Source organism: Altererythrobacter sp. Root672 (assembly GCF_001427865.1).
In the GTDB taxonomy this organism is placed as follows: domain Bacteria; phylum Pseudomonadota; class Alphaproteobacteria; order Sphingomonadales; family Sphingomonadaceae; genus Croceibacterium_A.
In genome coordinates this window covers 1,377,998-1,400,692 of the sequence record NZ_LMHH01000001.1, presented here as the reverse complement: position 1 = coordinate 1,400,692, position 22,695 = coordinate 1,377,998, and the positions used below count along the sequence as shown (strand labels likewise).

Below are 22,695 nucleotides of genomic sequence, written 5' to 3'. Positions count from 1 at the left end.
AGCAAAGAGAAGTGGCAGGAGGGGGCGCGTATCCTGACCTGTCGGATCGGGACTTGAGGGTTAGGGAGATAGGGAAATGCGATATTTGGTAGCGGGTGCGGCGATCGTTGCCCTGACTTCAGTGGCGGCGCAGGCGCAGAACTCGGCGTGGGGTTTCTTCGAAGGGGCAGACGGGTCGTTTGGTGCCGGTGTCCAGGGCGCAGATGGTTCGCAGTTGATGCTGAAGTGCGACAAGCCGGGCAAGGGAACGGTCTACGCGGCGATCATCTCCAAGGAAAAACTCGTTCCGCCGAGCAACACCCGCTTTCAGATGCGCCCGATCGAGCTCCGCTTCGATACCGGAGCGACCGTTGAAGAGCGCTACCGTTTCTACGAACAGATGGCGACGGCTGTGAACCAGACGACGGAGAAGACGCTGCAGCGCCTTCTTACGGGCCTGTCCAGCGCGCAGCAACTCAACGTGCGGATGAACCCGGAACGCGCTCGTTGGGTCGAAGCGTCATTCACTGTGACCGGCGCGAAGGACGCGATCACGCAAGTCTTCCAAAAATGTCAGGACGAAATCCCGACCGCGTAAGGCGGGCCGGTTGGGCGGCCGCCGGATCGGCTGCCGCCTAAACGAAAATCACTTCTCTGCGGCGCGCCGGTGGTGGCGGATCACTTCGTCGATCACGAAGCGGATGAACTTTTCGCTGAACTCGGGATCGAGATCGGCGTCGACCGCTAGGGCGCGCAGGCGCTCGATCTGGCGGGCCTCTCGTGACGGATCGCTTGCCGGCAAGCCCGACTCGGCCTTGTATTCGCCGACTGCCTGGGTGATGCGAAACCGCTCGGCCAGCATGTGGATCAGGGCGGCATCGATATTGTCGATCGACTTGCGGTAACCCGCAAGGACCGCGTCTGCTTTGGAAGTTTGCGCTTGGCTGGCCATAGGTTTGCAGGGTTAGCAGGGATTCCGCGCTTGCCAAGCGCGCGCCGGGTCGCCATCTGCGCCGCATGAGCGCAGAGGTCGTCCCCTTACCCGTCAAGGAGCCGTCGCTCAGTCCTATTTTGTCGCTGACGGCGACGGCGATGAACTCCGTCAACGCGACCATTCTCGACCGGATGCAGAGCGAGATTCCGCTGATTCCCGCGCTTGCCGGTCATCTGATCGCTGGCGGCGGCAAGCGCATGCGGCCGATGCTCACGCTCGCCGGGGCCGATCTGGTCGGTTACCAGGGCGCACGCCACCACAAGCTCGCCGCCGCGGTCGAGTTCATTCACACCGCGACTCTGCTGCATGACGACGTGGTCGACGGCTCGGAAACCCGCCGCGGGAAGGAAACGGCCAACATCGTGTTCGGCAATCCGGCCACGGTCCTTGTCGGCGATTTCCTGTTTGCTCGGGCGTTCGAACTGATGGTCGAAGACGGCAGCCTCAAGGTGCTCAAGATCCTCTCGTCGGCAAGCGCGATCATCGCGCAGGGCGAAGTCGATCAGCTGACCGCGCAACGCAGGATCGAAACCAGCGAAGAGCGCTACCTCCACATCATCGGCGCCAAGACTGCCGCGCTGTTCGCCGCCGCCAGCCGCATTTCGGCGGTCGTTGCTGAATGCAGCGAGGCCGAAGAGCGCGCGCTCGACGATTACGGTCGTAACCTCGGCATCGCCTTCCAGCTGGTTGACGACGCCATCGACTATGACAGCTCGGCCGCCGAAATGGGCAAGGACCGCGGCGACGACTTCCGCGAGGGCAAGATGACCCTACCGGTCATCCTCGCCTACGCGCGCGGTGACGAGCAGGAGCGGCGCTTCTGGCAGGAAGCCATCGCCGGTTTCCGCACCGAAGACGAGGACCTCGCCCACGCGGTGGCGCTGATCCGTAGCCACGATTGCGTGACGGCGACCCGCGAACGCGCCCGCCATTTCGCGCAGCGCGCTTGCGATGCCCTGTCAATCTTCCCCGACGGGCGTGCGCGCCGGGCGATGGTCGAAGCGGCCCAGTTCGCAGTCAGCCGGGGCTACTGACCGATGCAGAAGATGAAGGCGGCCGCAAATCCGGACGCCTTCGTCGCCGAGTTGTCGGGCTGGCAGGCCGAACTCGTGACCGCGCTGAGAGGCGCGGTGAATTCGGCCGCGGCGTTCGATGAGATCATCAAATGGGGCAACCTGGTCTTCGTCCACAACGGGCTGTGCATCCTGATTCACGTCGAGGACGAGCGGGTAGTGTTCGGCTTCTGGCGCGGCAAGCGCCTCACGGGGATCGAGCCGCGGATCAAACCGAGCGGGAAGTATGAACTGGGGAACATCGTCTTCCGGGAAGGCGAGAGGATCGAGAGTGATGTCGTTACCCAACTGGCTAGCGAGGCGGCGCGGTTGAACCGCGAAGTGGGCGATCCCACGGCCCTGGCCGACTAGGCACTCGCTTTCGCGGAAATGCTGAAGCAGGTAGGGGCTAGATGGTGAGCGCCGACCTTCCGATCCATTTCGTTCTGCCCGACTTGCTCGGAGCGCTTCGTTCCGGGAACTCCGCCGTTCTCGTAGCACCGCCAGGTGCGGGCAAGACCACTGCCGTTGCCCCGGCGCTGATCGACCAGCCGTGGTGTACCGGTCAGGTCATCCTTCTCAGTCCACGCCGCGTCGCCGCGCGCGCAGCGGCGGAGCGCATGGCCGAACTCTTGGGAGAACCGGTCGGCCAGCGTGTCGGCTATATCACCCGCCTCGACAGCAAGCAGTCGGCCGCCACGCGAATTCTCGTCGTAACCGAGGCGATCTTCGTCTCCCGCATTCTCGGCGATCAGGAACTACAGGGCGTCTCCGCGGTGCTGTTCGACGAAGCGCACGAGCGGCATCTCGACAGCGACCTTGGCCTGGCCTTGGCGATCGAAAGCCAGTCCGTCCTGCGCGAAGACCTGCGCATCCTCGTCATGTCCGCCACGATCGACGGCGCCCGCTTCGCGCGCTTGCTCGGCGACGGCGCGTCGGTGATCGAGAGCGAGGGGCGGGCCTATCCCCTGGCGATCAGATGGTTCGGCAGCCGGCCGGAGCTGCGCACCGACGAAGCGATGGCCAGCGCAATCCTCTCCGCCTGGCGTGAGGAGGAGGGTGACTTGCTCGCGTTCCTTCCGGGCGTGGGCGAAATCGAGCGAACTCGCGAAAGGCTGGCCGAGCGCCTGCCGCATGTGCCGATCCTGCCGCTTCACGGCCAGATCGAGCCTGCCGCCCAACGCGCCGCGATCCGCCGTGACCCAGAAGGCCGCCGCCGGATCGTGCTCGCCACAAGCATTGCGGAGACGTCGATCACGCTCGACGGTGTTTCGGTAGTGGTCGACAGCGGTCTATCGCGACGGGCCGAGTTCGACATCGCCGCCGGGGTCACGCACCTCGTTACCCGCCGCTCCAGCCAGGCTGCCGCCGCGCAAAGGGCGGGGCGCGCGGCAAGGCAGTCGCCCGGCGTGGCTTACCGCCTGTGGGAAGAGGCCGCGCATTCGGGCCGGGAGGCGTTTGATCCTCCCGAGATCGTGACTGCCGATCTCGCGCCGCTGCTGCTCGCCCTGGCGCAGTGGGGCGTGGGCGATCCGTCGAAGTTGGCGTGGCTCGATCCGCCGCCGTCTGCGGCCTTGAGTGCTGCTCGCGACCGACTTGCGAAGCTGGATGCGCTCGACGGTGAGGGTAAGATAACCGAACGCGGGCGCCGGATAGCGGCGCTGCCGATGGAACCGTGGCAGGCCGCCATGCTCCTGTTCGGCTCCGAGCATGGGGCTGCGCTCGAAGCGGCGAAGCTCGCTCTGCTGTTGCAGGAGCGGGGCTTGGGCGGGAAGGGCGAGGACCTGGCTCAGCGCCTCACCCGATGGGATGGAGATCGGTCGTCTCGCGCCAAGGCGTCGGCCAAGCTGGCAGAGGGCTGGGCGGCGAAAACGCGCGGCCTTCGCAAGGGACCAGTGGACGGACCATTGCCGCCCCTCGGCATCCTCCTCGCTCTCGCTCTGCCCGATAACCTCGCGCGACGTCGTGACGTCACCGGCGAAAGCTGGCTCTCTGCCGGCGGGCGCGGGTACTCGCTCGATCCGGCTTCACCGCTCGCGTCGGCTGAATGGCTCGCCATCGGCGATGCGCAGGGCAGGGCGCAGTCAGCGCGGATCACCGCCGCGCTGCCGCTGACGACCGCTGAAGTCGAGCAATGGTTGGGCCAACGTGTTGAGCGTCGCTCGGTGCTCCGCTGGACCGGAGAGCGGGTGGAGGCGCGGCTGGAGCGCCGGCTCGGCGCCATCACGCTGGTGAGCGGGCCCGATCCCAAGCCCGATGCTGACGCCGTAACCGCGCTGCTTGTGGAAAAGGCCGTGCAGAACCTTGAGGATATCCTGCCGATAGACCTCCGGACCCGAGCCGCCTTTACCGGGGTCGAGGCGCTCGATCCCGTGCGCCTCGCCGAAACGGCAGAGGAGTGGCTCGCGCCCTTACTTCACGGGCGGCGCGACCTTGAGGTTTCCAAGGGAAAGCTGACCGACGCCTTGCTGGGCCTGCTCGACTGGGACACGCGCCAACGGCTCGACAAGCTGGCCCCGCGCGAATTTGAAACGCCCGCCGGTACGACCCATCCGATCGACTATTCCGGCCCCGATGCCCCCTGCGTCGAGGTTCGCGTGCAGGCGCTGTTCGGGCTTGAGCGGCATCCGATGATCGGAAATACGCCGCTGCTTCTCAAGCTCACCAGCCCCGCGGGCCGTCCGCTCCAGGCGACGCGCGACTTGCCGGGATTCTGGCGCGGAAGCTGGGCCGATGTGCGCAAGGAGATGAAGGGGCGCTACCCCAAGCACCGGTGGCCGGAGGAGCCTTGGACCGAAGCGCCGAGCCTCAAGACGAAGAACGCCTTTCTGCGCTCTTGATTTCGTCGCCGTTCCGAAGGAAAGGCGTGGGCCATGCAGGCTCGTATCTACCAGCGCCCGAAGAACGCCATGCAGTCCGGCAAGGCGCTCACCAGTCAGTGGGTCCTCGACTTCGTTCCGGCGGAGGCGAAGAAGCCCGATCCCTTGATGGGCTGGGCCGGCAGCGGCGACACCCGCCAGCAGCTCTCGCTGCGCTTTCCGAACAAGGAAGCCGCGATCGCCTATGCCGAGAAGTACGGCATCGACGCCAAGCTCCACGAATCGCCGCCTCGGCGGCTCAAGCTTCAGGCTTACGCGGACAACTTCCGCTAAAGTCTCGCGCTCAGGGGCGCGTTAGCGCCTTGCAATCCGCCAGACTGCCCGCCATATGCCCGCCCGGGAGTCGGGTGGACGTTCGCGTCCGCCAACCTGGTCAGGTCCGGAAGGAAGCAGCCACAACGGATGGCAGCGGGTCGCCCGGCTCCTATTTCTCTAACGTTAGTCGAATGACACGCCCACCCGGGCGGCCTCAGCAGTGAGCGCCGCCTGGGTCGCTTCGGTCTGTTCCAGGGTCAGCGCATCGACGCGGGTGAACCAGTCCTGCAGAGGTACCAAGGTGCGGCAGAGTGCGGCGGCATCGCCAGCCTCTTCGGCTTCGGCCACCGGACCCAGCAGATCGAACATCTCCTGGATCATGCCAAGCTGGGCGAACGGGTCGCCGCCTGGGCTCACACTCCCGATCGACGAGAAGCTAAGGTCGATCAGGTCTTCGGTTGAAATCTTGCCCGACTGCTCCAGCTTCCAGGTCATCCACCCAGTGAGCCGGTCGCGATACGTCGTCCTCGCGACCATCGAGGCCATGAAGCCATCCATTGATTCGGTCGCGAAGACCTTGGCAACTTCCGCTTCAACCTCGGGCTTGGCACAGTCGGCCACGCTAAGGAGGGTCGGGACCGGGATTTCGGGCACCTTCGGGCGCGGGGTGCCGGGCGGCAAGTCGCCGAATGCCTCGCGTGCGTGGGTCTCGGCGAGGTCGTCCCGACCGCAGGCGAGCGTCATGCCGAGGACCGAGTTGCTGAGACTGAGAACCAACTTGGTCGGCCCCTGTTCGGTTTCGACAGGGCGAAACCAGGTCCAGTCTCCCGTGAGCGTCAACAGGTAGAGCGGCGGGTCGAAGTCCGCAGGCTGTCGTTCCCAACCCATCGGCGCCAGCACGCCGTCGAGCCCGAGCGCGAACGCGGCGAAGGCGCCCTCGTCCTCCTCGTCAGGCGTGGTGTATTCGATGCCGAACAAGCGATCCGACCATTCAGTCGACCACGGTTTCGCATGATCGAACGGCGCCGTAGAGGCGGGCAGGGGAAAGCCCTTCGACAGCGTTCGCATCAGCCGGTCACCGCCAGGGACGCCGGTTTCGCCGAATCTGTATTGGAGAGCCCCGGTCGATGAACACATCTGTTCGATGACCGCTGCGGCCGGAACCGGGATGGCTTCTTGGGCTTGGGCCGGCTGCGCGATCAACGCCGGCGCAACAAGCAGGCATAACCCTCGCAAACGCATGCGCCGTCCCCCTCCCTTGTGATTGAAGTCGGAGATAAATTGCCCCGGCCCCTTCGACAAGCCGGGGCTTCGGCCCTAGATTGCATCCATGTCCGATCGACCAGAGGTGCCTGACGAGGAAGAATTCCTCGAGACCCCGCCGAGCGCAGCCGAACTGGAGGCCGCCGGCCAGTCTTCGATGTTCGGCGCTCCGGCCGATCCGCCGGCTGCACCGCCTCCTCCACCGGCTCCGCCGCCTCAGGCTCCCGCCTCAACCGTGGAAGCCGCGCAACCTTACCGCGTCCTCGCGCGCAAGTACCGGCCGCAGACCTTTTCCGAGCTCATCGGACAGGAACCGATGGTCCGCACGCTCGCCAACGCGATCGAGCGTGACCGGCTGGCCCATGCCTTCCTGATGACCGGCGTGCGCGGGGTCGGCAAGACCTCGACAGCGCGCCTGATCGCCAAGGCGCTCAACTGCGTCGGCCCCGACGGGCAGGGCGGTCCGACGATCGATCCGTGCGGCAAATGCGAGCCCTGCGTCGCCATAGCCGAGGGCCGCCACATCGACGTGATCGAGATGGACGCTGCCAGCCACACCGGCGTCGACGACGTGCGTGAGATCATCGAGGCGGTGCGTTACGCTGCGGTCAGCGCGCGCTACAAGATTTACATCATCGACGAAGTCCACATGCTGTCGCGCAATGCTTTCAATGCCTTGCTCAAGACACTTGAGGAACCGCCGGCGCATGTGAAGTTCCTGTTCGCCACCACCGAGGTCGACAAGCTGCCGGTCACGGTGCTCAGCCGTACCCAGCGGTTCGACTTGCGCCGCATTCCCACGCCGATGCTGCAGCAGCACTTCGCCAGCATCTGCCGCCAGGAAGGCGTCGAGGCGGAGGCGGAGGCGCTGCACATGATCGCCTCGGCTGCCGAGGGCTCGGTGCGCGACGGTTTGTCGATCCTCGACCAAGCCATCGCCCACGCCGACCTCGACACTGACGGCAAGGTCACCGCCGAGCGCGTGCGCGACATGCTCGGCCTGGCCGACAAGTCCGCCCGGCGGAGGCTGTTTGGCGCGCTGCTCGAAGGCGATCCCCAAACTATGCTGGCGGAAGTCGACCGCCAGTATTCGCTCGGCGTCGAGCCTCTCGCTTTGCTTCGTACGCTGATGGACGTTGTCCACCGTGTCGCCGTGACCCAGGTCGGTGGTGCGGGCGCCGATGCGCCGACGCAAGAGGAGCGGCAGGCGATCGAGGAATGGGCAGACCGCCTTTCGGCCGGTCAGGTTCACAGACTGTGGCAACTTCTTCTCAAGGGTCACGACGAAGTCCGCGGCGCACCTGACCCGCTGGTCTCGGCGCAGATGGCGCTGCTGCGTGTGCTCCACGCGGCCGACATGCCTGATCCGGGTACGCTTGCGAAACAGCTCGGAGAGTTGGCCGCTAGCGGAGTGGGGACTGGTGGTAACGGCGGTTCTGCCCCGGGGACGGCTCCCGTCGCGAAAGTCGACTGGGCCGAACTGTGCGAGACCGTCGACCGTGCTGGAATGCTCCGAGTAGCTGGCGTCATGCGTGACTGGATCCGCGTGATCGAACTCGCGCCGGGACAATTGACGTTCGCTCCTGCGCCGGGATTCTCGGACGATCCGAGCCCGGAGTTGCGCGATGCCTTGCTCAAGGCGACAGGCCAGCGCTGGCTGGTGGAACGCGTAGAGGGCGAGGGCACTCCGACCTTGCGCGAGCAGGCGGAAGCGGCGAAGGCGACAGAAGCCGAACGCATTCGGAATACCCCGCTCGTCGAGGCGGCGTTTGCGGCCTTTCCCGATGCGGAGATCGTCGAGGAGGCCGAAGCTAGCGGCCGAGCTGGCGGTCCCGGGGGCGAGAAGAATTGGAGCAGAGCATGAAATCGATGGAAGAGATGATGCAGGCAGCGCAGGCCGCAGCCGAGACGATCCAGAAGCAGATGGGCGAGGCGCAGGCCAAGCTCGATTCGCTTGAGGTCGAAGGCGTCTCGGGCGGCGGCCTGGTCAAGATCCGCTGCACCGCCAAAGGTCGCTTGCTCGGTGTGTCGATCGACGACAGCCTGATCGTGCCCGAAGACAAGCAGATGCTCGAAGATCTGGTTGCGGCGGCCTTCAACGACGCCCGCACCAAGGCCGACCAAGCCGCCAATGCCGAAATGCAGCGGGTCCAGCAGGGCATGGGCCTGCCGCCTGGGTTCAATCTGCCGGGACTTGGCTGAGGCCCCGACGCTCAGGTCAATTCGTATCGGCTACCGGGGGTTAATACCGATTCCGGGTGAGGCAGCGCCTATGTCACCGTTTGGACAGCGTTATTTGTCCAGGGAGGTGATACCCGATCATGCGCGGCCGAGCCGCTGTGGTTATGTGTCTGGTTGCCGGCGCTTTCGGAGGGTCAGCGGCGGCCCAGGACGTTCGGCAGACGGCTGACCAGACGGAAGTCCTGCGTCAGTTGGACGAACTCCGCGCGATGCGGACGGACATGCAGCGCAAGATGGACGAGCTGGACTCGATGCGCACCGACATCCAGCGCCAGATGGGCGGGTTCGACCAGCGTATCGGCGATCTTGAGCGCCAACTCGATGTGCCGCCTTCCGCAATTGCAGCGGCTGAACACGCTGCCGAGCCGAGTCAGCAGGCTACCCCGCAGTCGCCCGTCGCCGTCGCCGTGGCCGCGGCGGGCGAGGCGGACCAGGCGCTCGCGGCGGCTTCACCGCCAAGCGGCTCCAAGGTCGGCGACTACGTTCCCGGAAAGGGCTTCGTCCTGGCCAGTGGCGATCAAGGCGAGCTGGCGTTCTCGGCGTTCAGCTATGCCCGTTATCTAAACCAGCAGGCTCTCGAGCAGACTTACACCGACGCTTTCGGCCGTACCTCAGTGCTCGACCTTCGCAACGACGTGCAGTTTCAGAAGGTGACCTTGAACTTCAAGGGATGGCTGTTCGACCCGCGGTTTACGTACTTGTGGTATGTCTGGACCTCCAACACCAGCCAGGGTGACCTGGCCCAAGTCGTGGTGGCGGGGAAGTTCCAGTTCGAGATCGACAAGGCTTTGATCCTGGGCGCGGGCATCGAGGCGCTTCCCTCGACCCGGACGACCAGCGGCACGTTTCCGCTCTGGCTCCGCAACGATCACCGCACGATCGCCGACGAGTACTTTCGCGGATCGTACACCAGTGGCATCTGGGCGCGGGGCGATCTTACCGACACGCTCGGCTATCACGTGATGCTGGGCAATAACTTGAGCCAGCTCGGGGTAAACGCCTCACAGCTGGATGCCGGACTCAACACTGCATCGGCGCGGCTCTGGTGGATGCCCACGACGGGCGAATACGGCGCCGCTAGCGGGTTCGGCGACTTCGAACAGCACGATCGCGTGGCGACCTTGTTCGGGGTCCACTTCACGCACAGCCGGGAAGATGCCCAGGCCCAGCCCGGCACCGAAGGTTTCGAGAACGCCCAACTGCGCTTGTCCGACGGCACGCTTATCTTCCGAGCGGACCCCTTCGGCACCGGCGGCGTGATCAGGGAGGCCACTTACGACATGCTCGCGGTCAACGCGGGCGCCAAGTACCAGGGCTTTTCGTTCGATATCGAGGCCTATTTCCGGTGGCTGAGCAACTTCCAGACCGTCGGCGTCATTCCCGTCACCGGCGTCTCAGACCAGGGCGTGCAGGTCCAGGCCTCGGCCATGCTGCTGCCGTCCGAATTGCAGGCCTATCTCTCGGGCTCGAAGATCTGGGGAGACTATGGCAATCCCTGGGACCTGGCGGTCGGATTGACCTGGTTCCCCTTCGAACGGAGGGAGTTCCGCATCAACGGCCAGGCGCTTTACCTGGTGGATTCGCCCGTGGGTTACAGCAGCGTGCCTTTCCCGGTTGGCGGGAACGGCTGGCTATTCTCTACTGACGTGATCGTGTCGTTCTGACGCGGGACCCGTACCGAGGTTCAAACCGCCGGGTTCGGGATAAGGCCCTCGACTAGCGCTTGAAGCCCGCGTTCGAAGCTGCGGTTGAGGTCGATCATGCCTTCGAGGAAGTCGTGCATCGGCCCGTTCGCCTCGAAGCTTGCCCAGCCGAGCGCCAATGAGGTCACCGAGGCGATGGCTTCAAGTGCCCACTCCCGTTCCATTCCCCGGGCCGTCAGCGGTTGGGCAATGGCAGACGCTGCGTCGGTTGAACTCACGCCGATCGGTGCGGCGTTTACGCACAGCCGTGCCGCATCGCGTTGTGTGGCAAGCCGGTGATGCAGCGCGCGCCCGTAGGCGAGCAGCCAATCACGGGCTGTCCCTCCTGAAGTGACCGCCCCGCGCGCTTCGTCGTAGATCGCGCGGGTCATCAGGCTCACCAACTCGGCCTTGTCAGCAAAATGCCAGTAGAGCGCCGGGGCTTGCACATCGAGCCGTTCGGCCAAGGCGCGCATGCTCAGCCCGGCGAGGCCACGTTCCTCGAGCAAGACGAAGGCTTCGCGGAGCACGTCGTCTCGGTTGAGCGTCTTTTCCTTGCGTCGTGCCATGGGGTCATCTTGACAATTTAACAGTGTTAAAGTCAACTGGCTTCGAAGAGCCAAGGGAGAGTTGGCGATGAATTACGTCCGTAACGCCTGGTATGTCGCAGCCTGGTCCGAGGAGATCGCGGACAGGAAGCCGTTCGCGATCACCATACTCGAGGAGCCGGTCGTGATCTATCGCGGCGAGAGCGGCCGGCTTGCCGCGCTGGAGGATCGCTGCGTCCACCGGCTGGCGCCGCTTTCGCTTGGCCGCTGCGAGGGCGACCGGCTGCGCTGCATGTACCATGGGCTGCTCTACGCTCCCGAAGGCAAGGTGGTCGAGATCCCCGGCCAGCAGCAAATTCCGCCGCGTGCCGCGGTGCGCAGCTATCCGGTTGTCGAGCGGCATAGCTGGATCTGGATATGGATGGGCGAAGCCGAGGCGGCGGACGAGGCGCTGATCCCGCCGGCCGTGGGGCTCGATCATCCCGATTTCATCCTCGGTCACGGCCAGCTCGATTACGAAGCCGAAGCGCGGCTGATCAACGACAACCTGCTCGATTTCAGCCACCTGACCTACGTTCATGCGGAAAGCTTCGGCGCCGGCGAGGAGTTCGCGGCGACGCAGGGTAAGATCGAACCATTGGAGCGCGGCATTCGCTATCAGCGGTGGATCGAGAACTCGCTGGGCTCGTCCTCGCGCAAGAGCGATACGCCGATGGACAGCTACATGGTCTACGACTTCCTGATCCCGGGCGTCCTGTTGATGACCGGGGGCGTCTTCCCTCTCGGGACCGCGGCGGAGTGCGACTACGGTACGCCGGACTTGTCGCGCGCTGTCAGTGGGACGACGTTCACCAGCCAGGCCGTCACCCCGTTGACGGCCAAAACCTCACGCTACTTCTTCTCCTGGGGGCCGCATCGCGATCATGGCGATGAGGCGCTGCGCGACATGCTCATGGGCATTGCCGGCAAGGCCTTTGCCGAAGACAAAGTGATGATCGAAGCGCAGCAGCGGGTCATCAACCGCTCGCCGAACGCGCAGATCATGCCCACGGCGCACGACAAGGGGGTGACACTGTTCAACCGGCTGGTTGATAAGCTCGTGCGCGAGGAGCGAGAGCGCGTCGGAATCGCGGCCTGATCGCCGGCGGGGAAATACCATCGCTCCCGCGCGTTGAGGGATCGGTCTTACCGAACAGGAGGATGCGATGGCTCTCGAAATCGTCACGCGTAAGGATGGCCCCTATCTCGTGACTGGCGACCTCAGCCAGCTTGAGCTGCGCGATGGGGAAGGCAATCTCTACGATCTTGAAGGCAAAACCCGCGTGTTCCTGTGCCGCTGCGGCGGTTCAACTACCAAGCCCTTCTGCGACGGGCAGCACAGCAAGATCGGGTTCCAGGCGGCCGAGGCGGCAGTTTCGGTCGAGGGGTGACGCTAAATCCCTTTCCCCTTGGGAGAGGCAAACTCAGCTGCCCCCGTTACCGGTAACCCCAGCTTCGGCCAGCTTGCGCTCGTTCTCCGCGCGCCATTCGGCGTAGCGCGGACTGGTCGAGCGGACATTCGCCCAGATCAGCGTATTACCTTCATGGCAGGCGTACTCGAACGGTTCGTAGGCATTGTTGCGCGTCCAGGGGTAGCCGATCTTGAATGATCCGGTGAGGACGACCGGATCCTCCACCCATGCTTCATAGTAGAGGCCGTTCGGCCCAGGCGTGAAATGTTCGATGATCTTCATCGAGGGGCTGGTCGGAATGCCCGACGTTCCATTGCTGGGCCCAACTATCACCATCGGCGAAAGGCCGTTGAAGTTGGTCGTTTCGACCACCAGCGTATCGCCCTCGAAATGACCGCGCGAGCTGCCGAGCCAGGACTTCACGTCCTCGTGCGGCCGCGGCCGGCCATCGAGCGGGATGAAGCGCTGCTCGTGGATCATCTCGTGGTTGATCACCACCCAGCCGGGCGACTGAAAGATTCGCACGCCGTTGTTGTAGGGGAAGGGCAGCATGGTCGCCGGCATCCCGCGCGTTATGCAGCGGTCGAGCGAGTTGAAATCGCTCAATCTTTCGAACACCTCGCCGTTCCAGCTGCTGTGCATGGTCGACTGGAGGCGCTTGCCTTCGTCGGTGAGTGCCGGAATTCGCCCGGTCTCGGCCGGCTCGACGATCAGGGCGGTCTGCCGCAGCGCAGTGCCGTATTCGAACCAGTTGCCGGCTCCGAGCTGGTTGTTGGCATCCTCGCGATCGGCACCGGCTTCGACTTCCGCAGCTGAATCGAGGGCTTTGCGATATTCCTCTTCGGTCATCAGCAGGCGGTTGCCGTATTCGGGGCGGCGCTGCATCGGCGTACGGCCGACCTGATCGAGGGGGTAGGTGCCGCGCAAGTCGGGATCGCCCCACTCGGTTTTGGAGGCACTCCATCCCGCAGGGGAGGGAGGGGGAACTCCCACCGTTTCCTGCGCCGCAAGCTGCGTCGTAGCAGCCAGCGCCGCGAACAGCACCAAAGTGCGAAGGGCCTTCCTCTCCATCTCAGTCCCCCGTGTGTGTTATTGTTTGACGCTATCCTGACCCCTTTTGCGAGCGTCGGCAATGGCTTGCAGCGAGCAGCGCACACCCGAAAAAGGGTCAACGTGCGATGGCGACACGTCATCGGCCACCGTGTCAGCCCGTCACCTCCTGCGCGCTCCTTCCACAACGAATCCGTCCTTGGCGTTGCGAGCGGCTGACGTGCTACCCATATTCAAATCCAATACCTCGGCGCGCCCCCCACAATTCCGCGCGCGCGTTAAGACGGACGGACACGACATTTCATGACTATTTCGTACCCTCTCCTTCCCCTTCGCGACATCGTCGTCTTCCCCGGCATGGTCGTCCCGCTGTTTGTCGGGCGTGAAAAGTCGGTGGCGGCGCTCGAGGAGGCGATGGAAGGCGACAAGGACATCTTCCTGGTCGCCCAGATGGATCCGAGCTGCGACGCTCCGGAACGCAGCGACGTCTACGACATCGGCGTCGTCGCGCAGGTCCTGCAATTGCTTAAGCTTCCCGATGGCACGGTCAGGGTCCTGGTCGAAGGCCATTCGAGAGCCCGTCTCGTGGCGATGGAAGAGGCTGAAGGCTTCGTCTCCGCTGTGACCGAGGCGATTGACGAGGACACCGTCGGCGGCAACCAGGTCGCGGCGATGATGCGTTCGGCGATCGAGCAGTTCACCGACTACGCCAAGCACAACAAGAAGCTCCCCGAAGATATCGAGGAAGACCTCGGCGGGATCGACGATGCGGGCCGCTTGGCCGATGCGATCGCCGGCGCGATCTCGGCCAAGGTTGCTTCCAAGCAAGCCCTGCTGGCCGAGACCGATCCGCTCAAGCGGCTCGAGATGGTCTACTCGGTGATGGAGGGCGAACTCTCGGTCCAGCAGGTCGAACGCAAGATCCGCGGGCGCGTGAAGCGCCAGATGGAGAAGACCCAGCGCGAGTATTATCTCAACGAACAGCTCAAGGCGATCCAGTCCGAGCTGGGCGGCGGCGATGATGAGGGCGGGGACGAGATCGCCGAGCTTCAGGCGAAGATCGAAACCCTAAAGCTGTCGAAGGATGCCAAGGCCAAGGCCACGGCGGAACTCAAGAAGCTCAAGACCATGCAGCCGATGAGCGCCGAGGCGACCGTCGTGCGCAACTATCTCGACGTGTTGCTCGGCCTGCCGTGGGGCAAGAAGAGCCGGTTGAAGAAGGACTTGGTCAAGGCGCAGGATATCCTCGACCAGGATCACTACGCGCTCGACAAGGTGAAGGACCGGATCGTCGAATATCTCGCGGTCCAGGCGCGCACCAACAAGCTCAAGGGGCCGATCCTGTGCCTCGTCGGCCCTCCGGGCGTCGGCAAGACCAGCCTCGGCAAGTCGATCGCCAAGGCGACCGGTCGCGAGTTCGTGCGCCAGTCGCTCGGCGGTGTGCGTGACGAAGCGGAAATCCGTGGTCACCGCCGGACTTATATCGGCTCGCTTCCGGGCAAGATTGTCACCAACCTCCGCCGCGCAGGGGCGAGCAATCCGCTGTTCCTGCTCGATGAGATCGACAAGCTCGGCCAGGACTTCCGCGGCGATCCGGCCTCGGCGCTGCTCGAAGTGCTCGATCCGGAACAGAACGCCAAGTTCCAGGACCACTACCTGGAGCTCGACATCGACCTGTCCGACGTGATGTTCGTGTGCACCGCGAACTCGCTCAACCTGCCGCAGCCGCTGCTCGACCGCATGGAGATCATCCGGCTCGAAGGCTACACCGAGGACGAGAAGCTCGAGATCGCTCAGCGCCACTTGATCGCCAAGCAGGTCGAGGCCCACGGGTTGAAGAAGGGCGAGTTCGAACTGACCGAAGCCGGTCTGCGCGACTTGATCCGTTATTACACCCGCGAAGCCGGTGTGCGTACGCTTGAGCGCGAGATCGCGCGTCTGGCCCGCAAGAGCCTGCGCCAGATCCTCGAGAAGAAAGTCACGAGCGTGGTCATCACGCCCGAAAACCTCGGCGACTTTGCCGGCGTGCGGAAGTTCCGCCACGGCATGTCGGACGAGGAGGCTCAGGTGGGCGCCGTTACCGGCCTTGCCTGGACTGAAGTGGGCGGCGAACTGCTGACCATCGAAAGCGTGACGACGCCCGGCAAGGGTGAAATCCGCACGACGGGCAAGCTCGGCGAAGTGATGACCGAAAGCGTCGCGGCGGCCTTCAGCTTCGTGAAGGCGCGGGCGCCGGCCTATGGCATCAAGCCGTCGATCTTCCAGCGCAAGAACATCCACATCCACTTGCCCGAAGGGGCGGTGCCGAAGGATGGTCCGAGCGCGGGCGTTGGCATGGTCACCTCGATCGTCTCGACGCTGACGGGCATCCCTGTGCGCCCGGACGTGGCGATGACGGGCGAAGTTACCTTGCGCGGCCGGGTCCTGCCGATCGGCGGGCTCAAGGAAAAGCTGCTCGCGGCGCTGCGCGGGGGGATCAAGAAGGTCCTCATCCCAGAGGAGAACGAGAAGGACCTCGCGGAGATTCCAGCCAACGTGAAGGAAGGGCTAGAGATCATTCCCGTCGCTCATGTCGACGAGGTGCTCCGCCATGCCTTGACGGATGTGCCGGCACCGATCGAATGGACTGAAGCGGACGACCTTGCCAGTCAGCCGAGCCCGCATGGCTCCGGCCCGTCGTCGACGGCAGTGGCGCACTAGGGAAATCTGGCGGCCGGGTCTGTTGCATCGCAGCGACTCGGCCTCCGGAACCCGCAGGATTGAGCGGTTTAGCGCCTGATCGATGGCGCGAATGGCGGTTTCATTCGAAATGTCGCAAATTTTGGCGCTATTCCGCGCCTGCCGCGGCTTTGCCCTTGCCAGTCGTCCGAAAACTCGCTCAATTCCCCGCTTCGCCCGACGCGATTCAAAACTTGGAACCTGAGAAACTGGAGGGGGGTTTTCCGGCATGAACAAAAACGAGCTAATCGGTGCCGTTGCCGATGCCAGCGGCCTGTCGCGGAGTGACGCGACTAAGGCCGTTGAAGGTGTGTTCGACACGATCACGGGAGCGCTCTCGAAGGGAGACGAAGTGCGCCTGGTTGGGTTCGGCACTTTCTCGGTTGCAAAGCGCAAAGCTTCCACCGGCCGCAATCCGCGGACGGGTGAGCCGATGACCATCAAGGCGTCGACGCAGCCGAAGTTCAAGGCCGGCAAGGGCCTCAAGGATTCGGTGAACTGAGACCTTGAAGTCCGCCTCCTGAACAGGGGGCAGAAAGAAGGGCCGCTAGGTATCTGCCTGGCGGCCCTTTCTTTTTGTCCGCTCAGTTGCCGAGTTGGATCAGTGCCATTGGCGGAGATTGGGTCCGCCGGTTAACTTTCCACTCGAGTATCTGGCCCGTCGTGCCGGCCTGCGGACCTTCGTCGGTGTTGTTGGCGAGGACCTTACCGTCAGTGATGATACGGAAGGTGCCCTGCATGTCGGGCATGTTCTCCAGCCCAGTCTCCTCACCCGCGCCGGTGGTGTTGTAGGCGCTGGCGAGGCCGGCAAAGCCGGTCATCATGCTCTGGAGCGGGTTGCCGTTGCCCTGGGTGGAGAAGCCGGGAGCCTCGATCCGCAGCTGATTGCCCTGGCGCAGGTTGGCGAGGACGAAGCTGTTCGACATCGGCAAGCGCTCGAAGGTCGGGAAATTGAAGTCGTGGCCCATGCGGCTGGTGATCGAGAACTCGACATCGAACAGCCCGTCACCGCGGTAGTCGACACGCTTCCATCCTGCTTGCCGGCGCAGGCGTTCGGCGAGTTCTTCTGCCGCTTCGGGATCGGTAGGGTCGATGCCGCCGAGAACGGCGCTCATCATTTCCGAATCGCGCTTGGCAGCCGCCGCGCGAGTTTCGGCTTGGTCTTCCCAGACCTGGCGCTGTTCGGCGACTTCCTCGTCGGTGCAGGGGCGCTCCTCGAAATCGTCATCGTCGTAGCAGGTGGATGCCGTGAACTCTTCGTCGCCGGTCTCAGCCTTGTTGGCGGCGTCGGCGAGTTGGGCGAGGGCGAGAAGGTAGATCTGCCCGTTGTAGGAGAAGGTGAACTCGCCATCCTTGCGCAAGTCCAGCGTCGCATCGAAAGTGCCAGGCGTGATTATGCAGGCGCTTAGAGCGAACGTCGCTACAGCGGCCACAACACTTGCCGCGGCAACGCGCCAACGTCGCATCAATTCCATCTGAAATTCCCCCTGTAACGCGTGCCCCGTGACCCTGTGAGTACCCCTGCTATCGTGTCGCCACCGCGTAGAGCGCAATCGCCGCTGCATTGGAGACGTTGAGGCTCTCCATAGCATTGCTGATCGGCAAGCGCGCCAGTGCATCGCAATGGGCAGTTATGTTGTGCCGCATCCCTTCGCCTTCGGCTCCGAGGACGAGCGCGACCTTGCCCGAGGGCAAGGCTTCGGCGAGCGTAGCCTCAGCCTCTCCGGCCAGGCCGATGCGCCAGTATCCGGCTTCGGCCATCTCTTCGAGGGCGCGTGCCAGATTGACCACTCGCACCCAGGGCACGATTTCGAGCGCGCCCGAGGCGGACTTGCCCACGACACCGCCCTCTGGTGGGGCATGGCGATCCTGGGTGATTATTGCTGCGGCACCGAACGCGGCCGCGGACCGCAGAATCGCGCCGACGTTGTGCGGGTCGGTAACCTGATCGAGGATGAGCAACGGCCCCTCGAGTTCCTCGTCGAGGATTTCCGACAAGTGGATATCTTCGAGCGGATCGCATTCGAGGACGAGGCCCTGGTGCGGCGCGTCGCGGGCGACGAGCCGGGCGAGGTCGGCAGCTTCGGCGTATTCGACGGGAAAGTCGGCCGGCAATTCGCCATCGAGCGAGGCGATTCCCTCGCGCGTCGCCCATAGCTTGCGATGCCTTCTGTCCGGATTCTTGAGGGCAGCCTCTACGGCATGCCTACCCCAAAGCCGCACCTGGCCCTGCGAGGCGCGGCCCGAGCCGCGTCCGCCTTGCATCCGTCCTGCCCGTCCGCGCAGGTTTTTCTTACCGTCTCGTTTGCTCATTCAGCCCCCCTGCCAGCGGCACCATTGACAGGCAAGCATCGCTTCGCCATGGACCCCCCCACTCGGCCGGACGGCCCCTTCAAATGGGCCAAGCGAGGCGGGATTTCCCGCCTTCCGGCAATCGGTGGACAGGTGGCCGAGTGGTTAAAGGCAGCAGACTGTAAATCTGCCCGTGAAAGCGTACGCTGGTTCGAATCCAGCCCTGTCCACCAGCCTGCCCTCCTAGGGGCCTCCACAACCAAATCCGCGGCAATTGCCGCCCGGATAACCTGACGCACCGGGTTGTGGCGCACTCCGCAAGGCCCTAGATGGTTCGAATGGCCGGAGAATTAAGAGACAACCGGGGACGCGGCGAAGCCGAATGGTCCTGGCCCGCAATCCATCCGGAAGGACGCAAGTTCGGCCTGATCGCCGTCGGCCTTGCGCTGGTCGTGCTGCTCCTGCTCGACTGGGAGATTCTCGGCTGGCCCATGCTCGCGTTGTCCGCGGGCGTGTTCGCCTTCTTCCGCGATCCGGAGCGGGTCGTTCCGCAAGGAGAGGACCTGGTGCTGGCGCCGGCCGATGGGCTGGTGTCGCTCATCGTTCAGGTCGCGCCGCCGCCGGAGCTGCAAGGGCCCGACGCAACAGGTAACCCGGGGCTCGGGACGGATCCGGTGACCCGCGTTTCCATCTTCATGTCGGTGTTCGACGTTCACATCAATCGTGCCCCGGTGGGCGGCACAGTGCGCCGCGTGGCCTATATCCCCGGCAAGTTCATGAATGCCGATCTCGACAAGGCATCCGAAGACAACGAGCGGCAGCATATCCTGATCGAGCGGCCTGATGGGCGAGCGATCGGCTTCACCCAGATCGCCGGCCTGGTCGCGCGCCGAATCGTGCCGTTCGTCAAGCCGGGCGACATCGTGGCGGCTGGCCAGCGAGTCGGGCTGATACGATTCGGCAGCCGGGTGGATGTCTACCTGCCGCTCGGAACTGACTCGAAGGTCCTCCTGGGGCAGAAGGTCATCGCCGGAGAGACCGTGCTCGCCCAAATCGGGACCCAGCAATTGATCGAGGGCGTCAGCCAGTGACCCCGTCCGATCTGGACGACGATAACGAGCCTGACCTGGCGTCAGGCTGGGTAGGACCCAGGGCCAGCGAAGATGAAGTGGTCACCCCGTCGAAAGGCGTAAAAGGGCTGACCTTGCGGGCCGTCCTGCCCAACGCCATCACCGCGGCCGCACTATGCTCAGGCCTGACCGGCATCAGGTTCGCCATCGACGGCAACTTCGAAAAGGCCGTCCTCGCGATCATCCTGGCAGGGATGCTCGACGGGATCGACGGTCGGATCGCCAGGCTGCTCAAGGCTCAATCGCGTTTCGGCGCGGAACTGGACAGCCTTGCCGATTCGCTGAGCTTCGGAACGGCCCCGGCCATCGTGCTGTTCCTCTGGTCGCTGCACGACTTGCCGCGCTTTGGCTGGTTCGCGGCGCTGGCCTTCGCCATCTGCTGCACGCTTCGGCTGGCCCGCTTCAACGCGCAGATCGATGTCGAGCATCAACCGCACAAGTCGGTCGGGTTCCTGACGGGTGTACCGGCGCCGGTCGGCGCTGGCCTCGCCTTCCTGCCGATGTTCCTCTGGCTTGCCAGTGGGGAGCCGATCTTCCGTGAGCCCGCCGTGATTGCGGTATGGGTGGCAGCGATCGCGATCCTGATGATCTCCAACCTTGCCACGCTCAGCTGGGGATTGATCCGTCCGCGAAGGAGCATCCGGCTTGGCGCGATTGCATTCGCGGGTTTGGTCTTTGCCGCGTTGCTGACCGAGCCGTGGTGGACGCTTGCCGGTATTTGCGTCCTCTACCTGGCGCTGATGCCGTACAGCATCCTGCGATACGCCAGGATCAAATCGCAGCGCGCCGCAGCGCTGGCTCCGACTGCAAGTGGGGCAACCCCAACGGCTGAGTGACGGGCGCGCGGTCTGCGCTCCATTGGCGTTCCAGTTCCGTCTGAATGTCGCGCCCCCGGCGGAGGCCGGTGGCGACTGACTTCTGAATCGCCGCCATCGCACTCATGGCGATGAAGCCGAACAGGATCGAGAAGGCGATTGCGACCATCGGATCAACCTTTCCTATGCGGCCTGCCTGACCCAAAACCCCGGGGCGGGACCGCTTGATAACTGCGAACCTTGTGACGAGTTCCTGTTGAAGGCGGTATGTTCTTGATTTGTTCTGACGTCAAGAGAGTTCTTCGTCTGTTCCGTTATCGAGCGGATTCGGGGTAGCTTTCCGGGTAAACCTCATCTAATGGCCCGCGCGTCGAACTGTTGGCGTTCCATTCGGGGCGCGGCGATTCGGCAAATCCACATGGGAAACGCACATACCGGTGCCGCAGGCGGGATCTCCGCCCGGTTCCAGTTTCCCAGAGGCTTAACCGGAAAGGAATGACTTATGGCGGTACCCACCGTCTCAATGCAGCAATTGATCGAGGCCGGCGCACACTTCGGCCACCAGACCCACCGCTGGAACCCGCGGATGAAGCCGTACATCTTCGGCTCGCGCAACGGCGTGCACATCCTCGACCTGTCGCAGACCGTTCCGCTGTTCGCGCGCTCGCTCGACTTCATCGCCGCGACTGTCCGTTCGGGCGGCAAGGTGCTGTTCGTCGGCACCAAGCGTCAGGCGCAGGAGCCGATCGCTCAGGCCGCTCGGGCTTGTGGCCAGCACTTCGTCAACCACCGCTGGCTCGGCGGCATGCTGACCAACTGGAAGACCATCTCGGGCTCGATCAAGCGCCTCAAGGCTCTTGAAGAGCAGCTCTCGGGCGACACCGCTGGTCTGACCAAGAAGGAAGTCCTTCAGCTCACCCGCGAGCGTGACAAGCTCGAGCTCTCGCTCGGCGGCATCCGCGACATGGGCGGCATCCCGGACGTGATGTTCGTGATCGACGCCAACAAGGAAGAGCTGGCGATCAAGGAAGCCAACGTGCTGGGTATTCCCGTCGTTGCGATCCTCGACACCAACGTCGACCCGAGCGGCATCGCGTTCCCGGTTCCGGGCAACGACGACGCCAGCCGTGCCGTGCGTCTCTACTGCGACGCCGTGGCCCAGGCGGCCACCACCGGCCGTCACGAAGGCGTGGTTGATTCGGGCACCGATGTCGGTGCGCTCGACACCCCGCCGGAAGAGACTGTGGCTGCCGAAGCTCCGGCTGCCGACGAAGCTGCTGACGTCCAGGCGTAAGCCGCCCGTCACATTCGTATTGCAGGGCGCCGGACCACGCTGAGCGGTCCGGCGCCCAGGATATTTCAAGAGGAACGTACAATGGCTTACACCGCCGCAGACGTGAAGAATCTCCGCGAGCGCACCGGCGCCGGGATGATGGACTGCAAGAAGGCGCTGGATGAAACCGGGGGCGATTTCGAATCCGCGGTCGACGCGCTGCGCGCCAAGGGTCTGGCTGCTGCCGCCAAGAAGTCGAGCCGCACCGCGGCCGAAGGTCTGGTCGGCGTTGCCGTGACCGGCACCAAGGGTGTCGCGGTCGAGGTCAACTCGGAAACCGACTTCGTCGCCAAGAACGACCAATTCCAGGATTTCGTGCGCAACGCCACCGAAGCAGCCCTGTCGCTGGCTTCGGATGATGTCGAAGCGCTCAAGGAAGCGGCCTATCCGACCGGCGGCACCGTGGGCGAGAAGCTCACCAACAACGTCGCCACCATCGGTGAGAACCAGCAGCTGCGTCGCATCAAGAGCGTCTCGGTCAGCAACGGCGTGGTCGTGCCTTACATGCACAATGCGCAGGCGCCGAACCTCGGCAAGATCGGCGTGCTCGTCGCGCTCGAGAGCGAGGCTGATGCCGCGACCCTCGAAGCGCTGGGAAAGCAGCTGGCCATGCACATCGCCGCGGCGTTCCCGCAGGCGCTCGACGCCGATGGCCTCGACGCGGACGTGATCGAGCGTGAACGCAAGGTCGCTGCCGAAAAGGCCGCCGAGACCGGCAAGCCCGCCGACGTGCAGGCCAAGATGGTCGAAGGCGCGGTGAAGAAGTACGCCAAGGAAAACGCGCTTCTGAGCCAGGTGTTCGTGATGGACAACAAGACCGCCATCTCCGACGTCGTCGCGCAGGCCGGCAAGGCCGCCGGTACGTCGATCGTGCTGAAGGACTATGTCCGCTTCCAGCTCGGCGAAGGCATCGAGAAGGAAGTCACCGACTTCGCGGCGGAAGTCGCCGCGGCTGTCGCCGGCTGATCCTTTTCGCCAGCTTTGGCTTTTCGAAAGGCCGCCGAACTTCGGTT

The 22,695-nt window shown here is 64.3% G+C and carries 22 protein-coding genes, 1 tRNA gene and 1 other RNA gene; 18 read left to right on the top strand and 6 right to left on the bottom strand.

Features of this window, described 5'->3' with window-relative positions; all coding sequences use genetic code 11:
* Positions 1 to 76 precede the first annotated feature (76 nt).
* Entirely contained in the window at positions 77 to 577 is a 501-nt protein-coding gene (locus tag ASD76_RS06710; protein ID WP_055920221.1) for a hypothetical protein, read from the top strand.
* 48 nt (positions 578 to 625) lie between these two features.
* On the opposite strand, the gene ASD76_RS06705 is transcribed toward ASD76_RS06710, so the two are convergent.
* On the bottom strand, positions 626 to 931 hold the full coding sequence (locus tag ASD76_RS06705; RefSeq protein WP_055920219.1) for a chorismate mutase: 306 nt from the start codon (positions 929 to 931) through the stop codon (positions 626 to 628).
* A gap of 65 nt (positions 932 to 996) precedes the next feature.
* Between ASD76_RS06705 and ASD76_RS06700 the strand changes: the two genes are divergently transcribed.
* The 5 genes from ASD76_RS06700 (at position 997) to ffs (ending at position 5,335) form a co-directional block, all read left to right on the top strand.
* Entirely contained in the window at positions 997 to 2,007 is a 1,011-nt protein-coding gene (locus tag ASD76_RS06700; RefSeq protein ID WP_055920217.1) for a polyprenyl synthetase family protein, read from the top strand.
* 12 nt (positions 2,008 to 2,019) lie between these two features.
* On the top strand, positions 2,020 to 2,397 hold the full coding sequence (locus ASD76_RS06695) for a DUF1801 domain-containing protein (RefSeq protein ID WP_055923021.1): 378 nt from the start codon (positions 2,020 to 2,022) through the stop codon (positions 2,395 to 2,397).
* Positions 2,398 to 2,441: 44 nt separating this feature from the next.
* Positions 2,442 to 4,865: an ATP-dependent helicase HrpB gene (hrpB, locus tag ASD76_RS06690; RefSeq protein ID WP_235506544.1), complete on the top strand. Its 2,424-nt coding sequence runs from the start codon at positions 2,442 to 2,444 to the stop codon at positions 4,863 to 4,865.
* Between the two features lie 33 nt (positions 4,866 to 4,898).
* Positions 4,899 to 5,177, top strand: a complete 279-nt coding sequence (locus tag ASD76_RS06685) for an ETC complex I subunit (RefSeq protein WP_055920211.1) — start codon at positions 4,899 to 4,901, stop codon at positions 5,175 to 5,177.
* A gap of 63 nt (positions 5,178 to 5,240) precedes the next feature.
* Positions 5,241 to 5,335, top strand: an RNA gene (gene ffs / locus ASD76_RS17860) — signal recognition particle sRNA small type.
* A 7-nt stretch (positions 5,336 to 5,342) separates the two neighbouring features.
* On the opposite strand, the gene ASD76_RS06680 is transcribed toward ffs, so the two are convergent.
* A complete protein-coding gene (locus ASD76_RS06680; protein ID WP_156457571.1) occupies positions 5,343 to 6,401 on the bottom strand; it encodes a hypothetical protein in 1,059 nt (352 codons plus the stop codon).
* 88 nt (positions 6,402 to 6,489) lie between these two features.
* On the opposite strand from ASD76_RS06680, the gene ASD76_RS06675 reads away from it, so the two are divergent.
* The 3 genes from ASD76_RS06675 to ASD76_RS06665 all read left to right on the top strand — a co-directional run bounded on the left by ASD76_RS06675 (position 6,490) and on the right by ASD76_RS06665 (position 10,327).
* The gene (locus ASD76_RS06675) at positions 6,490 to 8,286 is read left to right on the top strand and encodes a DNA polymerase III subunit gamma/tau (protein ID WP_055920206.1); all 1,797 of its coding nucleotides are present in this window, start codon (positions 6,490 to 6,492) and stop codon (positions 8,284 to 8,286) included.
* Positions 8,283 to 8,624 carry a YbaB/EbfC family nucleoid-associated protein gene (locus ASD76_RS06670; RefSeq protein ID WP_055920204.1) on the top strand — a complete coding sequence of 114 codons (342 nt, stop codon included), beginning with the start codon at positions 8,283 to 8,285 and terminating at the stop codon, positions 8,622 to 8,624. Before ASD76_RS06675 ends, ASD76_RS06670 begins: the two co-directional genes overlap by 4 nt.
* Positions 8,625 to 8,743: 119 nt before the next feature.
* Complete coding sequence (locus tag ASD76_RS06665) at positions 8,744 to 10,327, top strand: hypothetical protein (protein ID WP_235506542.1); 1,584 nt, start codon at positions 8,744 to 8,746, stop codon at positions 10,325 to 10,327.
* Between the two features lie 20 nt (positions 10,328 to 10,347).
* On the opposite strand, the gene ASD76_RS06660 is transcribed toward ASD76_RS06665, so the two are convergent.
* On the bottom strand, positions 10,348 to 10,914 hold the full coding sequence (locus ASD76_RS06660; RefSeq protein WP_055920198.1) for a TetR/AcrR family transcriptional regulator: 567 nt from the start codon (positions 10,912 to 10,914) through the stop codon (positions 10,348 to 10,350).
* A 67-nt stretch (positions 10,915 to 10,981) separates the two neighbouring features.
* On the opposite strand from ASD76_RS06660, the gene ASD76_RS06655 reads away from it, so the two are divergent.
* Positions 10,982 to 12,031, top strand: a complete 1,050-nt coding sequence (locus ASD76_RS06655) for an aromatic ring-hydroxylating dioxygenase subunit alpha (RefSeq protein ID WP_055920195.1) — start codon at positions 10,982 to 10,984, stop codon at positions 12,029 to 12,031.
* Between the two features lie 67 nt (positions 12,032 to 12,098).
* The gene (locus tag ASD76_RS06650) at positions 12,099 to 12,323 is read left to right on the top strand and encodes a CDGSH iron-sulfur domain-containing protein (protein WP_055920192.1); all 225 of its coding nucleotides are present in this window, start codon (positions 12,099 to 12,101) and stop codon (positions 12,321 to 12,323) included.
* Positions 12,324 to 12,356: 33 nt separating this feature from the next.
* Here the strand turns inward: ASD76_RS06650 and ASD76_RS06645 are convergent, their stop codons facing one another.
* Complete coding sequence (locus tag ASD76_RS06645; protein ID WP_055920189.1) at positions 12,357 to 13,415, bottom strand: hypothetical protein; 1,059 nt, start codon at positions 13,413 to 13,415, stop codon at positions 12,357 to 12,359.
* Between the two features lie 282 nt (positions 13,416 to 13,697).
* On the opposite strand from ASD76_RS06645, the gene lon reads away from it, so the two are divergent.
* Both lon and ASD76_RS06635 read left to right on the top strand, forming a co-directional pair.
* Complete coding sequence (gene lon, locus ASD76_RS06640) at positions 13,698 to 16,094, top strand: endopeptidase La (protein WP_055920187.1); 2,397 nt, start codon at positions 13,698 to 13,700, stop codon at positions 16,092 to 16,094.
* A 247-nt stretch (positions 16,095 to 16,341) separates the two neighbouring features.
* On the top strand, positions 16,342 to 16,614 hold the full coding sequence (locus ASD76_RS06635) for an HU family DNA-binding protein (protein ID WP_055920184.1): 273 nt from the start codon (positions 16,342 to 16,344) through the stop codon (positions 16,612 to 16,614).
* A gap of 82 nt (positions 16,615 to 16,696) precedes the next feature.
* Here the strand turns inward: ASD76_RS06635 and ASD76_RS06630 are convergent, their stop codons facing one another.
* Both ASD76_RS06630 and rlmB read right to left on the bottom strand, forming a co-directional pair.
* The gene (locus ASD76_RS06630; RefSeq protein WP_235506540.1) at positions 16,697 to 17,545 is read right to left on the bottom strand and encodes a hypothetical protein; all 849 of its coding nucleotides are present in this window, start codon (positions 17,543 to 17,545) and stop codon (positions 16,697 to 16,699) included.
* A gap of 91 nt (positions 17,546 to 17,636) precedes the next feature.
* A complete protein-coding gene (gene rlmB, locus ASD76_RS06625; RefSeq protein WP_055920178.1) occupies positions 17,637 to 18,425 on the bottom strand; it encodes a 23S rRNA (guanosine(2251)-2'-O)-methyltransferase RlmB in 789 nt (262 codons plus the stop codon).
* Between the two features lie 126 nt (positions 18,426 to 18,551).
* Between rlmB and ASD76_RS06620 the strand changes: the two genes are divergently transcribed.
* From ASD76_RS06620 to tsf, 5 genes are all read left to right on the top strand, one after another.
* Positions 18,552 to 18,637 (top strand) — tRNA-Tyr (locus ASD76_RS06620).
* Positions 18,638 to 18,742: 105 nt separating this feature from the next.
* On the top strand, positions 18,743 to 19,495 hold the full coding sequence (locus ASD76_RS06615; protein ID WP_055920174.1) for a phosphatidylserine decarboxylase: 753 nt from the start codon (positions 18,743 to 18,745) through the stop codon (positions 19,493 to 19,495).
* Positions 19,496 to 19,572: 77 nt separating this feature from the next.
* Positions 19,573 to 20,370: a CDP-alcohol phosphatidyltransferase family protein gene (locus tag ASD76_RS06610; protein ID WP_235506656.1), complete on the top strand. Its 798-nt coding sequence runs from the start codon at positions 19,573 to 19,575 to the stop codon at positions 20,368 to 20,370.
* Between the two features lie 481 nt (positions 20,371 to 20,851).
* On the top strand, positions 20,852 to 21,643 hold the full coding sequence (gene rpsB, locus ASD76_RS06605) for a 30S ribosomal protein S2 (protein ID WP_055920171.1): 792 nt from the start codon (positions 20,852 to 20,854) through the stop codon (positions 21,641 to 21,643).
* An 81-nt stretch (positions 21,644 to 21,724) separates the two neighbouring features.
* On the top strand, positions 21,725 to 22,648 hold the full coding sequence (gene tsf / locus ASD76_RS06600) for a translation elongation factor Ts (protein WP_055920168.1): 924 nt from the start codon (positions 21,725 to 21,727) through the stop codon (positions 22,646 to 22,648).
* Positions 22,649 to 22,695: the final 47 nt, after the last annotated feature.